The sequence below is a fragment of the Mesorhizobium sp. M1050 genome (genome assembly GCF_040318715.1).
Lineage (GTDB): Bacteria > Pseudomonadota > Alphaproteobacteria > Rhizobiales > Rhizobiaceae > Mesorhizobium.
In genome coordinates, this window is the sequence record NZ_JAMYMV010000005.1 from 63,505 (window position 1) to 76,797 (window position 13,293).

Annotated in this window: 12 protein-coding genes; 9 read left to right on the top strand and 3 right to left on the bottom strand. The window is 63.2% G+C overall.

Going from position 1 to position 13,293, the window contains the following annotated elements; genetic code table 11:
• Positions 1-19 precede the first annotated feature (19 nt).
• The 5 genes from NKH57_RS04520 to otsB all read left to right on the top strand — a co-directional run bounded on the left by NKH57_RS04520 (position 20) and on the right by otsB (position 6,501).
• Positions 20-397 carry a DoxX family protein gene (locus tag NKH57_RS04520; protein ID WP_352942096.1) on the top strand — a complete coding sequence of 126 codons (378 nt, stop codon included), beginning with the start codon at positions 20-22 and terminating at the stop codon, positions 395-397.
• Positions 398-553: 156 nt separating this feature from the next.
• The gene (locus NKH57_RS04525; RefSeq protein ID WP_352942099.1) at positions 554-1,615 is read left to right on the top strand and encodes a glycosyltransferase family 4 protein; all 1,062 of its coding nucleotides are present in this window, start codon (positions 554-556) and stop codon (positions 1,613-1,615) included.
• A 44-nt stretch (positions 1,616-1,659) separates the two neighbouring features.
• A complete protein-coding gene (locus NKH57_RS04530) occupies positions 1,660-3,822 on the top strand; it encodes an amylo-alpha-1,6-glucosidase (protein WP_352729480.1) in 2,163 nt (720 codons plus the stop codon).
• A gap of 142 nt (positions 3,823-3,964) precedes the next feature.
• A complete protein-coding gene (locus NKH57_RS04535) occupies positions 3,965-5,743 on the top strand; it encodes an alpha,alpha-trehalose-phosphate synthase (UDP-forming) (protein WP_352829738.1) in 1,779 nt (592 codons plus the stop codon).
• Entirely contained in the window at positions 5,740-6,501 is a 762-nt protein-coding gene (gene otsB, locus NKH57_RS04540) for a trehalose-phosphatase (RefSeq protein ID WP_352942102.1), read from the top strand. Before NKH57_RS04535 ends, otsB begins: the two co-directional genes overlap by 4 nt.
• Before the next feature lie 227 nt (positions 6,502-6,728).
• Here the strand turns inward: otsB and NKH57_RS04545 are convergent, their stop codons facing one another.
• Together NKH57_RS04545 and NKH57_RS04550 are read right to left on the bottom strand one after the other, a co-directional pair.
• Entirely contained in the window at positions 6,729-7,451 is a 723-nt protein-coding gene (locus NKH57_RS04545; RefSeq protein WP_352942104.1) for an SDR family oxidoreductase, read from the bottom strand.
• Positions 7,448-8,293 (bottom strand): SDR family NAD(P)-dependent oxidoreductase, encoded by an 846-nt coding sequence (locus NKH57_RS04550; protein ID WP_352942107.1) that lies wholly within the window; start codon positions 8,291-8,293, stop codon positions 7,448-7,450. The genes NKH57_RS04545 and NKH57_RS04550 overlap by 4 nt, the downstream gene beginning before the upstream one ends.
• Positions 8,294-8,396: 103 nt before the next feature.
• Here NKH57_RS04550 and NKH57_RS04555 point away from each other — a divergent pair, with 103 nt between their 5' ends.
• Positions 8,397-9,284 carry a helix-turn-helix transcriptional regulator gene (locus NKH57_RS04555; RefSeq protein ID WP_352829730.1) on the top strand — a complete coding sequence of 296 codons (888 nt, stop codon included), beginning with the start codon at positions 8,397-8,399 and terminating at the stop codon, positions 9,282-9,284.
• A gap of 4 nt (positions 9,285-9,288) precedes the next feature.
• Here the strand turns inward: NKH57_RS04555 and NKH57_RS04560 are convergent, their stop codons facing one another.
• Complete coding sequence (locus tag NKH57_RS04560; RefSeq protein WP_023756950.1) at positions 9,289-9,924, bottom strand: TetR family transcriptional regulator C-terminal domain-containing protein; 636 nt, start codon at positions 9,922-9,924, stop codon at positions 9,289-9,291.
• Positions 9,925-10,150: 226 nt separating this feature from the next.
• On the opposite strand from NKH57_RS04560, the gene aptA reads away from it, so the two are divergent.
• From aptA to NKH57_RS04575, 3 genes are all read left to right on the top strand, one after another.
• The gene (gene aptA, locus NKH57_RS04565; RefSeq protein ID WP_023756951.1) at positions 10,151-11,479 is read left to right on the top strand and encodes an omega-aminotransferase AptA; all 1,329 of its coding nucleotides are present in this window, start codon (positions 10,151-10,153) and stop codon (positions 11,477-11,479) included.
• Between the two features lie 139 nt (positions 11,480-11,618).
• A complete protein-coding gene (locus NKH57_RS04570) occupies positions 11,619-12,038 on the top strand; it encodes an endonuclease domain-containing protein (RefSeq protein WP_352942110.1) in 420 nt (139 codons plus the stop codon).
• Positions 12,039-12,041: 3 nt separating this feature from the next.
• Positions 12,042-13,292, top strand: a complete 1,251-nt coding sequence (locus NKH57_RS04575) for a Zn-dependent hydrolase (RefSeq protein ID WP_023756953.1) — start codon at positions 12,042-12,044, stop codon at positions 13,290-13,292.
• Position 13,293: the final 1 nt, after the last annotated feature.

Genomic DNA, 13,293 nt, shown 5'->3' on the forward strand with positions numbered 1-13,293 from the left:
TTTTCAAAGGGAGAGTTCGATGCCTGCCGATTTGCCTTCGGGCTTGCTGTTTCTTGGCCGCCTGCTGCTCGGCGGCGCCTTCGTTTTCGCCGGCCTGCGCAACATTCAGAACGCGGCTCTCCTGACCCAGCTGATGGCCGCGCGCGGCGTTCCGCAGGCGCGGTTGGCGCTGTGGCTTGGCATCGTGCTTCAGGTCGCTGCCGGCGTGCTGGTGATCGCCGGGCTATGCACGGCAATCGCTGCAGCGGTACTGCTGCTATTCCTCATCGTCGCCACGCCGATGTTCCACAATTTCTGGGACCATCAGGGCCCGGATCGGGCTTCGCGCATCAATGGCTTCGTCGGCAATGTCGCATTAGGCGGCGGTTTCCTGACGCTGATCGCGCAGTCTGTTTGACAGTCCGGCCGCGGCCCTAAGGTCATTTTCATTCCCTCGATGCGCGTTTTCAGGACAAGGGCGGACGCAAGGCGCAGACGGCATCGATCATTAAATCGGAACCAATCGAGCCGTTGACGCATTTGGCACCTGTATGCCGAGCATCCAGGACTCAATATGAAAATTGCCCATGTCGCGCCGCTTTATGAGTCGGTGCCGCCAAGGCTCTATGGTGGCACCGAACGCATCGTGTCGTATCTCACCGAAGCGCTCGTCGAGTTGGGGCATGAGGTGACGCTGTTTGCCAGTGGCGACAGCCGGACTTCCGCAAAGCTGGTGGCCGGCCGGGAATGCGCGCTTCGCCTCGATCCGCGTCCCTTCAAATCCGAGATCGCGGCGCATCTTTCGATGCTTGCCGAGGTGCGGAAACGGGCGCGGGAGTTCGACGTCATCCACTTCCATCTCAGCCACTTCCTGCACTTTTCCTTCTTCGAGGACATGGCGGAGCGGACGGTGACGACGCCGCATGGCAGGCTAGATTATGTCGATCTGGCGCCGGCCTATGAGCGTTTCCCGCGCTTTCCGATGATTTCCATTTCGCACAGCCAGAAGGCGGGTCTCGCCAAGGCCAACTGGTTGGCGACGATTCACCACGGACTGCCGACCGATATCTACGAGCCGAGTTTCGAGACGACGGCGGAGGAACCCTATCTTTGCTTCCTCGGCCGGTTTTCACGCGACAAGCGCCCGGACCGCGCCATCGAGATCGCCTTGCGCTCGGGATTGAAACTGAAGCTTGCGGCAAAGATCGGCAACGACGATCGCTCTTATTTCCACGAGACGGTCGAGCCTTTGATCGACGGCGATCGTGTCGTCTATGTCGGCGAGATCGAAGAGGACCAGAAAGTGGAATTCCTCGGCAAGGCGGCTGGCCTGCTGTTTCCGATCGACTGGCCGGAGCCGTTCGGTCTTGCCGCCATCGAGGCCATGGCCTGTGGCACGCCGGTGATCGCCTGGAATTGTGGTGCGCTGCCAGAGATCATCGATCAGGGCGTAACCGGTTTTATTGCCGGGTCGATGGACGACGCCGTCGCCGCGGTGCCGGATTTGCTGCGGCTTGACAGGCGAAAGGTGAGGGCTGTTTTCGAAAAGCGGTTTTCCGCCAGAAGAATGGCTGGGGACTACCTCGCCGCATATGCGCGCCTGATCGGCGTCCCGGTCGAGGCGAAGGCATCGTGAGCAACGTTCGAGCGATGGCAACGAAACAATAGGATTTGTGACGAATGGCCCAACTCGATGAGCGCCAGCTCGATCCTGCCGTAGCGCTTGCATCGCTCGACGCGACCGCTCCTCGTGAGCCGCACCGGCTGTTTGCGCTCAAGCAGGCCGACTGCTTTGCGGTTGCCGATGCCTATGGCGACATACGCGGCGCCGGCGACGGTTTCTTCCGCGACGATACACGGGTGCTCTCCGAATTCCGGCTGACCATCGGCGGCAGGCAGACGTCGCTGCTTGGCGCCTCCCTCAGCCAGGACAATGTCCTGTTCACCGCCAACCTGACCAATCTGCCGATCCAGAGCGTCAGCGGCCGCGACATTCCGCAGGGCGCGATTCATATCGAACGCGTCAGGCTGCTATGGCAGGACAGGCTGTTCGAGCGCATCACCCTTTCCAACTACAGCCGGGAGACCTCGACAATCGGCGTTTCCCTGCACTTTGCCGCCGATTTCCGTGACATGTTCGAAGTGCGCGGCTCGACACGGCCGAGGCGCGGAATGGCCCATGTGGCCGAGATGAATGCGACATCCGTCCTGCTGCGCTACGAGGGGTTGGATGAACTGGTGCGCGTATCGACGATATCGTTCTCGCAGGCGCCGGACAAATTGACCTCCGAACGCGCCGATTTCCTGGTTGCCGTCACCAAGCGCAGCAGCAAGGTGTTCTATGTCGAGGTCGGTCCCGAGATGGCGGATGCGCCCGACCGCGACCGTTTCCGGGCGGCCGCCGCCCGGGCCCGCTTTGGCATGCGGGCCAAGCGCCGCCACGGCGCGACGGTGCACAGTTCGGGCCGCGTCTTCAACGACTGGGTGGAGCGCGCCCGCGCCGATGTCGCGCTGCTCACCACCGAACTGGCGACGGGACCCTATCCCTATGCCGGCATCCCCTGGTTCTCGACGGCGTTCGGCCGTGACGGCGTCATCTCGGCGCTGCAGATGCTGTGGCTCAATCCAGGCCTGGCGCGGGGGGTGCTGGCCTTCCTTGCCCAGCACCAGGCGACGGAGACGTTGCCATTCAGCGATTCGCAGCCCGGCAAGATCATGCACGAGACGCGCAAGGGCGAGATGGCGGCGCTGCGGGAGCTTCCGTTCGGCCGCTACTATGGCGGCGTCGATACGACGCCGCTCTACATCCACCTCGCCTGTGCCTATGCCGATCGTACCGGCGACATGGCGTTCATCGACATCCTGTGGCCGTCGCTGTGCGCCGCGGCCGAATGGACGGAGGAGGCGGGCCGCGAGACCGGATTCGTCACCTACCAGCGGGCCGCCGAGTCCGGCCTCGCCAACCAGGGATGGAAGGACAGCTTCGATTCCATCTTTCACGCCGATGGCCGCATCCCCAAGGGTCCGATCGCGCTGGTCGAGGTTCAAGGCTATGTCTTTGCCGCCTTCCGGGGGCTGGCCGCACTTGCCCGTCGCCGCGGCGAGGACGAGAGGGCCGATCACTGGGATGACCGCGCGGAGGCCATGCGGGCAGCAGTGGAACGCGATTTCTGGGTCGACGATCTAGGCTTTTATGCGTTGGCGATCGATGGAGCAGGGGAGCCCTGCAAGGTGCGGACCTCGAATGCGGGCCACCTCCTCTTTGTCGGACTGCCTGAGCCGGAGCGGGCGCGGATGGTCGCCGATCAGCTTCTTTCCGCCTCCTTCCATTCGGGCTGGGGCCTGAGGACGCTTGCCGACGATGCGGTGTTCTTCAACCCGATGTCGTATCACAATGGCTCGATCTGGCCGCATGACACCGCTATGTGCGGTACCGGCCTGGCGCGCTACGGCGAGCGTGAAAGCGTGGTTCGCCTGTTGAGCGGCACGTTCGAATCCGCGGTCCATTTCAACATGCGGTTGCCGGAACTGTTCTGCGGTTTTACCCGAGCGCCGGGCGAAGCACCGATCGCCTATCCCGTAGCCTGCCTGCCGCAAGCGTGGTCGGCGGGTTCCGCCTTCATGCTGATGCAGGCCTGCCTTGGCCTGGAAATCGACGGCTGGGATGGTGAAATCCGCGTTACCCGTCCCAGGCTGCCGATAGGCATAGACACGCTGACGCTTCGCCACCTGGGCGTCGGAGAAAGGGTGGTCGATCTTACCTTCCAGCGCGTCGGCGATCGGGTAGTCGCTTTCCTCGCGGACCGCCATGAAGGGCTGGTGCCGCTCGTCGTCAGAACATGAACCAAATTGGGCGGAACCGATCCCGGCTTTCTGCGTTGCAAAAAACACAGGCCCGAACGGCGGCCCTATCCCTACGGATAGTCTTAAATCGGGAACACGAACAAAACGGCGGCCGAACGGCCGGAGGTGAGTTGATATTCCAATGACAAATTACGGTGCGGACCTGCTCTGGGTTCTGATCTTCGCGAGCCTCGGTTTTTCCGCTTTCGCCGTGTTCGTCTCCATATCGCGTCAGCGCCGCAGTCGCCCTCCGACGGTTGCACATATCGCCGGCGAAGACGTAGCCGCGGAAGCGGCGCGCAAGGTGATACGCGAGTTCGAAAAGAATGGCCAATCGGCCGATGCGGCGCTGGTGACATGGTCGCCTGAAACATTGCGCAAGATTCTGGCCGACGACCTGCCGGGCGCGCAGGTTATCGTGGTGTCCAACCGCGAACCGTATATCCACAACAGCAAGAACGATGACGTCGAATTGCTGGTGCCGGCCAGCGGACTGGTGTCTGCGCTCGAGCCGATTACCCGCGCCTGTGGCGGCACCTGGATCGCCTATGGTGGCGGAACGGCGGACCGTCTCATGGTCGACGACAACGACCGCGTGCAGGTGCCGCCCGGCAATCCGTCCTATACGCTGCGCCGGGTCTGGCTGACGGAGGAAGAATATCAGAGCTATTATCTCGGCTTCGCCAATGAGGGCCTCTGGCCGCTTTGCCACATCGCCTTCACCCGGCCGATCTTTCGCGCCTCGGATTGGGAAGCCTATCAAGCCGTCAACCGGAAGTTCGCCGACACGGTGGTGGCCGAGGCGCGTAACGAGCGGCCGATCGTGCTGGTTCAGGACTACCATTTCGCGCTGCTGCCGCGCATGATCCGCGAGCGCCTGCCCGAGGCGATCGTCATCACATTCTGGCACATCCCATGGCCGAATTCGGAGGTTTACAGCATTTGCCCATGGCGCGAACGCATCCTCGAAGGGCTGCTCGGCAGTTCGATCATCGGCTTCCATACCCAGTTCCATGCCAACAACTTCACCGAAAGCGTCGATCGCTTCCTGGAAAGCCGTATCGAGCGGGCGGATGCGGCCATCTCCTATGGTGGGCAGACGACGCTGGTGCACGCCTATCCGATCTCGATAGAATGGCCGGCGGACCTGCTGGCAAAACTGCCTGATACCGATGACTGCCGCGCCCGCCTGCGGAATAGGTTCGGACTTACGGCGGATGTGAAGCTGGCCGTCGGGGTCGAACGTCTCGACTACACCAAGGGCATTCTGGATCGGTTTCATGCGCTGGACGAATTGTTCAAGCGATACCCTGAGTGGATCGGAAAACTGGTCTTCCTGCAGATCGCGGCCCCCAGCCGTGGCACGCTCCCGGCTTACAAGCTGCTCCACGACGAATGCCATCGCTATGCCGAAGAGCTCAACCAGCGTTACGGCAGCGAGGGCTACAGGCCGGTGATCATGGTAGCCGAACATCATTCGCAGGAACAGGTCTATGAGATCTATCGGGCCGCCGACATATGCATGGTCACCAGCCTGCATGACGGCATGAACCTGGTCGCAAAGGAATTCGTCACGGCGCGCGACGACGAACAGGGCGTCTTGATGCTCAGCACATTCGCCGGTGCGTCGCGCGAATTGCTGGAGGCGCTGATCGTCAACCCTTACGACGCGGCCATGATGAGCGAAGCGCTGCTGCAGGCGCTGAACATGACGCCAGACGAACAGCGCGAGCGCATGCGGCCCATGCGGCAGATGGTTCGCGACAACAATGTCTATCGCTGGGCCGGCAGCATGCTCCTGGACGCGGCACGCTTGCGCAAGCGCGGTGACCTCGATCGGGTAACCGGTGCTGGCGACCGGCCGCCGGGCATCGACAATGTCGTGTCCATGTTCGAGCGGAAACGGGTGGCATTGTCATGAGCGAAATCCTGCAAAAGGTTGCAAGCAAAACCCTGCAAAGGCCGCAGGCCTTGCTGACCGGCGATTGGGCGTTGTTCCTCGACATCGACGGCACCCTGCTGGAGCATGCCGAACATCCGGACGCCGTCTCGGTCAGCGCCGAGCTTCGCGCTTTGCTGCAAGGCCTGGATCACAAGTTGAACGGGGCATTGGCCTTCATCACGGGCCGCTCCGTTGCGGCCGTGGACCAGTTGTTCCAGCCTTTGAAGCTGCGCGCAGCCGGTCTTTATGGCCTGGAACACAGGCTCCTGCCGGGCGACGACGTCGAAATCGCGGATGAGCCGGCGGATATTGCGGCCCTTGCCGACGAGATCGAGGCCGAACTCGGTCGTGGGGCGTATATCGAGCGCAAAGGCCGGGTGCTGGCCATCCACACGCGCGCCGCCCCGCACCTGCTCCCTCGCGCGACGCAGCTTGTCGAGCAAGCCTTGGCCGTGCTGCCCAAGGGCTACCGGGTGGTTGCCGGCAATGCCGGCGTGGAGTTGCTGCCGCTCGAGGCGGCCAAGGGCGCCGCGATCCGGCGTTTCATGGACATCGCGCCATTCACCGGCCGGCGCCCGGTCTTCCTGGGCGACGACACGTCGGACGAAAACGGCTTCGAAACCGTCAACGATGCCGGCGGCATATCGATAAGGGTCAAACCACCAGAATATACCACCGCGCAGTACGGCCTTGCCGGCGTTGCCGAGACGCTCGCCTGGCTGAGAGGTCAACTTTAGGTCTAGCGGCGCAACCGCGATCGCGCGTGCGGAAAAGGAAGGAACGGTTTCGATGGGACGCCTTGCACAATTGATTCGAGAAATCACGCCGAATTGGCTTCATTCCCGCTCCCATGGGACCGCCGGCGTCTCACCGTCCGATGCCGACTCCAGATGGCAAGAAGCGATCGACAACAAGATGTATGGGGCCGACACGCCTGATTATTCCCACATTCCGGAGCACCCCGTTAAGCCGCATACCGCAGGCCGCCATCGCACGTCAGCACCTGGCCGGTCATGAAGCCGTTGGATACGAGAAAGGCTATTGCCTCCGCGACGTCCTCGGCGCGGCCAACGCGGCCGACTGGGGTCTTGCCGGCATAATCGGCAAAGAGCGCCTGCCTCTGCTCCTCGGGCAGAAAATCCCACCACGGCGTGTCGATGACGCCGGGCGCAACGACATTGACGCGCAAGGGCTTCAGCTCCACCGCCAGGATCGGCACCACGGTCAACAGCATGCCGTTGATGGCGGCGATGCCGGCGACGCCCGGCATGGCGAGCTGAGCCGAGACGGCCGAGATGAAGGTGACCGATCCGCTCTTGCTGAGTGTCGGCAAGGCCGCCTGCAGGCAGGACAGTTGCGGGCGGACTTTCTCGTCGACGCCGCTGCCGATGTCGGTCAGGTCGAGCGTCGGGAAGGGGCCAAGGCCCTTGCCGCCGCTGGCGGCCAGTACCAGATGGTCGAAAGGGCCAAGGCGCTCGAAGAACCCGCTGATCTCGTCCGGCTTCGCGGCATCGAAAGCAGCCTTGTCGGCAGCGCCGCCAAGGCTTTTCCACGCGCTCTTCAGCTTCTCCTCGTTGCGACCGGTGATGGTCACCTTCATGCCAGGGCCAAGCAGTTTGCGCGCCGTCGCCAGGCCGATACCGGACGAGCCGCCGATGATGACGGCATGTTGGGTTGCCTTGGTCATGAATGCTGTTCCTTCGATGTGGGGGAGGCGACGCCGACAAGATCGAGGCTCAAGGCGCGCAACTGTTGTCTTGCCTTGGCATCATAGGCTTGGGCATCGGCTCGGGATTCGCGCAGGCCGTCGAAATAGAGGCCACTTTTTCCGTCGAGCGCTGGCGACGTGGCGAGATTGAGGATAGCGTCAGCCCCGGTCTCGACCGAGTTCCAAGGCGTGATACCCGCCTGCCGAACCATTGTGGTGTTCATGTAACTCGCCGGATGCAGTGCGTTGACGATGACGCCGGTGCCCTTCAGCTGCTCCGATAGGTCGATGGTGAACAGGATCTGCGCCAGCTTGCTCTGGCAATAGGCGCGCACGCCGTCGTAGCTGCGGGTCAGCATGACATCGCCGAAGTCGATCGCCTGCTGCCCCGCCGAGGCGACATTGACGATGCGCGCCGGAGCACTGGCCTTCAGCAACGGCAGAAGCTCCGACGTCAGCAGAAAACCAGCGAGATAATTGACGGCGAAGCGCAGTTCGTAGCCATCGGCGCTGACCTGGCGCTTGGCGCCTTGCCCCGCGGTGCCGACACCGGCATTGTTGATGAGGATGTCGAGCCGGTCCGTTCCGGCGCGCACGGCCTCAGCGAGACGGCGGACCTCGGCCAATGACGACAGGTCGGCGACCAGAAGCTCGGCCTTGCCGCCGGTGGCTTCAATTTCAGTGATAACAGCCTTGCCGCGCGTTGCATCGCGGCCATGTACCAGCACGCGGGCGCCCGCGGCGCCGAGCCGTTGCGCGACGACGCGGCCGACGCCGTCGGTTGAGCCGGTGATGAGGATTGTCTTGTCTTTCAGGTCCATGTTCAGAGCCTCCGTTCCGTTGCTCTGAGTGGAAGATGGGGCAGTTGGCACGAGCCAAACAGTTCAAACTTTATCCTGGTATCAATACTGCTATATTACGCGCATGGAATCCCAACCCCGCCCGACCCCTACTCACTCGGCTGAAGACAGCCGCCGGCGCGAGCTTGGCGCCTTCCTGCGCTCGCGCCGCGAAAGGCTGACCCCGTCAGCCACAGGCATTACCGCCGGTCTCAGGCGGCGCACGCCGGGCTTGCGCCGAGAGGAAGTGGCGATGATCGCCGGCGTCGGCACCACCTGGTACACATGGCTGGAGCAAGGGCGTGAGGTCAGGCCGTCGGTCGAGGTGCTGACCGCGCTCGCCGAAGCGTTGCGCCTCGACGCCGCCGAAAAACAGCATTTGTTCATCCTTGCCGACCGCCAGCAGCCGGAGCGCCGTGCCGTAGCGCCGGAAAAGGTCGACGGTCCGTTGCTGCATATGCTGCAAAGCCTGGTGCTGCAGCCGGCCTATGTTGTCGGGCGGCGCTGGGACGTGCTGGCCTGGAACCCGGCGGCGGTCGCGGTGTTCGGCGATTATGGCCTGCTGGAAGGTGACGCCCGCAACATCGTCCACATGGTGTTCACCAACCCGCACCACCGGCGCCTGCTGGTCGACTGGGAGCAATTGGCGCGCACCGTGCTTGCCTCGTTTCGGGCCGCAAGCGCCAGATATGTCGGCGACCCGGATTTCGAGCGGCTGATCGAGTTGATGACGCGCTCTAGCCCCGAGTTTCGCAGCTGGTGGCCGCAGCGCGACGTCGCGCACCGACTGTCGGGAGTGAAGCACGTCCGGCACCCGAGCGCGGGCGCCATGACCTTCGAGCATATGAGCTTGTCGATCGGCGACGGCTCCGACATGAAGCTGATCGTCTACACGCCGCTTGCCGAGCAAAACTCCGTCGCCAAGCTGCAGACATTACTGGACGCGCTGCCGGCCGAACGTCGCAGCGCCTGAGGTGTCAGCCCTTTGGCTTGAGCCCGTCGAGGAACAGCTGCTCCAAGAACCTCGCCGCGTCCTCGAAGCGGCCGTCGCCGCCGCGGTTCGGCCCGAGCACGGCGCGGACCTGGACGTCGAAGTCAGCATAGTGCTGCGTCGTTGCCCAGATCGAAAAGATCAGGTGCCAGGGGTCGGTGCGGGCGATCTTGCCGGCGCGCATCCAGCCCTTGATGACGACGGCCTTCTCGTCGACCAGCGTTTTCAACTCGCCGGCCAGCAGCGGCATGATGCGCGGCGCGCCTTGCAGGATCTCGTTGGCGAACAGCCGGCTCTCGCGCGGGAAATCGCGCGCCATCTCCAGCTTGCGCCTGATATAGCTGCGCAATTCGGTCAGCGGATCGCCAATGTCGTCCAACTCGCGCAGCGGCGCCAGCCATGTGTCGAGAAGGCGCTGCATCAGCGTCTCGTGGATGTCTTCCTTGCGGCGAAAATAGTAGAGCAGGTTCGGCTTCGACATGCCGGCGGCTTCGGCGATCTGGTCGATGGTCGAACCACGGAAACCGTTGGTGGAGAACACCTCGAGCGCCGCCTCCAGGATGAGTTCCCGCTTTTCCTGCTGGATGCGGGTCCGGCGAGGGGCGTCCGTCCCGGTGGTCACCCTTGCAAGCCCTCGTGTTGAGGGTCATCTGGACCAATTCTCTGGACCAGTTTTTCCCTAGCCTGTGGAACGCACTTCAGGTGCTGCATTTCCGCTAGTAATCCCTTGACCGCCGGCAGGGCGGTGCTAACGTTTGTCCAATCGGTCAAAATTTGCGTAGCATGAAAACGCGGCAAAGACCAAGCGTTGGGCGCACCGAAACAGGTTACAAGGGGAAGTCTTGGTCATGTCCAACCGGCTGAAAGTCACGCCGAACGATCTCAGCGCATTTTGGATGCCGTTCACGGCAAACCGGCAGTTCAAGCAGGCGCCGCGCATGATGGTGTCCGCCAAGGACATGCATTACACGACCAGCGACGGCCGCAAGGTGCTCGACGGCACCGCCGGCCTGTGGTGCGTCAACGCCGGCCACTGCCGGCCGAAGATCACCGAGGCGATCCAGCATCAGGCCGCCGAACTCGACTATGCGCCCGCCTTCCAGATGGGCCACCCGATCGTCTTCGAACTGGCCAACCGCTTGGTCGACCTCGCGCCCAAGGGCATGGATCATGTCTTCTTCACCAATTCCGGTTCGGAATCGGTCGAAACCGCGCTCAAGATGGCGATCGCCTATCACCGCGCCAGGGGCGAGGGCTCGCGCACGCGCCTGATCGGCCGCGAGCGCGGCTATCACGGCGTCAATTTCGGCGGCATCTCGGTCGGCGGCATCGTCACCAACCGCAAGATGTTCGGCACGCTGCTCGGCGGCGTCGACCATATGCCGCACACGCATCTGCCGGAAAAGAACGCCTTTACCAAGGGCGTGCCGGAGCATGGCGCGGAACTCGCCAACGAACTGGAGCGCATCGTCGCCCTGCATGACGCCTCGACCATCGCCGCCGTCATCGTCGAGCCGGTCGCCGGTTCCACCGGCGTCATCCTGCCGCCGAAGGGCTATCTGCAGAAGCTGCGCGAGATCTGCACCAAGCACGGCATCCTGTTGATCTTCGACGAGGTCATCACCGGTTTCGGCCGTCTCGGCACACCGTTCGCCGCCGATTACTTCGGCGTCACGCCCGACATCATGACCACCGCCAAGGGCGTCTCCAACGGCGTTATCCCGATGGGAGCGGTGTTCGTGAAGAAGGAAATCCACGACGCCTTCATGACCGGTCCCGAGCACATGATCGAGTTCTTCCACGGCTACACCTATTCGGGCAATCCGATCGCCTGCGCAGCCGCTCTGGGCACGCTCGACACCTACAAGGAAGAGGGCCTGCTCACCCGCGGCGAGGAGTTGGCGCCGTACTGGGAAGACGCACTGCATTCGCTGAAGGGCGAGCCGAACGTCATCGACATCAGGAACATCGGCCTGATCGGAGCGATCGAGCTGGCGCCGATCGCCGGCCAGCCGACCAAACGGGCCTTCTCCGCCTTCGTCAAGGCGTTCGAGCGCGGCGCATTGATCCGCACCACCGGCGACATCATCGCGCTTTCGCCGCCGCTGATCATCACCAAGGGCCAGATCAACGAGTTGATCGACCATGTCCGGGAAGTGCTGAGGGCGATCGATTGAAGAACTGGACGCGGATATCCCTCCCCCTCGAGGGGAGGGTGGCCGCGAAGCGGTCGGGTGGGGTCGGTGCGGCAGTGCGCCGACCTGATCTTTTGCTGCGAGGTCGCTCCTGATGCCCCGTACCCGCGTGAGTTTCGAAATGCGCCAGAAGGCGCGCGCGCTTCGAGTTCACGCGACCAAGGGCGAATCCCTGCTGTGGTATGAACTGCGGGAGCTGAAGTCGGTGGGCATCAAGTTCCGCCGCCAGTGCCCGATCGGGCCTTATATCGTCGACTTCGCGTGCCTCGCCGTAAAGCTGGTCGTAGAGGTCGATGGTGATCTGCACGAACACGAGAGGGGTAAACGGCACGATGCCGTCCGCGATGCCTATCTCCGCTCGCTCGGGTTCGACGTCTTTCGCGTTGACGAGCCCGATGTCATAAATAGCGCTTGGCATGTCGCACAGGTGGTCAAGGAGAAGGTCGAGCGCATGTTCGGCGACCCCACCCGACCGCTTCGCGGCCACCCTCCCCTCGAGGGGGAGGGGGACGCCAGCGCCCTGCAATCGATGAGGTTTTAAAGCATGGCCGCACCCGGCGAGAATCTGCGAATCAATTCAGACCGTTTGTGGGATTCCATCATGGAGATGGCGAAGATCGGCCCCGGCATTGCCGGCGGCAACAATCGCCAGACCGTGACCGACGAGGACGGCGAGGGCCGGCATCTGTTCAAGCGCTGGTGCGATGCGGCCGGGCTCGAAATGGGCGTCGACGAGATGGGCACGATGTTTGCCCGCCGAGAAGGCACCGATCCCAGCCTGCCGCCAGTCTATGTCGGCAGCCATCTCGATACGCAGCCGACCGGCGGCAAATATGACGGCGTGCTCGGCGTGCTGGGCGGACTTGAAGTGGTGCGCTCGCTCAATGATCTCGGCATCAAGACCAAACATCCGATCGTCGTCACCAACTGGACGAACGAGGAGGGCGCGCGCTTCGCGCCGGCGATGATGGCGTCCGGCGTGTTCGCCGGCGTGCTCGACCAGGCCGATGTCTACGGGCACACCGACCAGCAGGGGAAAAAATTCGGCGAGGAGCTCGAACGCATCGGCTGGAAGGGCACCGAGAAGGTCGGTGACCGCAAGATCCACGCTTTCTTCGAACTGCATATCGAGCAAGGACCGATCCTCGAGGACGAAGACATCGACATCGGTGTCGTCACCCACGGCCAGGGCCTGAAGTGGCTGCAGGTAACGCTGACCGGCAAGGAGGCGCATACCGGTTCGACGCCGATGCCCAAGCGCCGCAATGCCGGGCTCGGCATGGCACGCGTGATCGAGCTGGTGCACGAGATCGCCATGGACTACCAGCCCGATGCCGTCGGCGCGGTCGGCCACATGGAGGTCTATCCCAACTCGCGCAACATCATCGCCGGCCGCACCGTCTTCACCATCGATATCCGCTCGCCCGAGAAGGAAGTGCTGGACGCCATGGACGGCCGCATCCGCGAAGGCATCGACACGATCTGCGAGGCGCTCGACATCCGCTACGAGATCGAACAGGTCGGCGCTTTCGATCCGGTCACCTTTGACGCCGGTTGCGTCAAGGCGATCCGCGATGCCGCCGAACGCCTGGGCTATTCCCATCGCAACATCGTCTCCGGCGCCGGCCATGACGCCTGCTGGATCAACCGCGTTGCGCCGACCGCCATGGTGATGTGCCCCTGCGTCGATGGTCTCAGCCACAATGAGGCCGAGGAGATCACCAAGGAATGGGCCAGCGCCGGCGCCGACGTTTTGTTCCATGCAGTGGTGGAGACGGCTGTCATCGTGGAGTGAC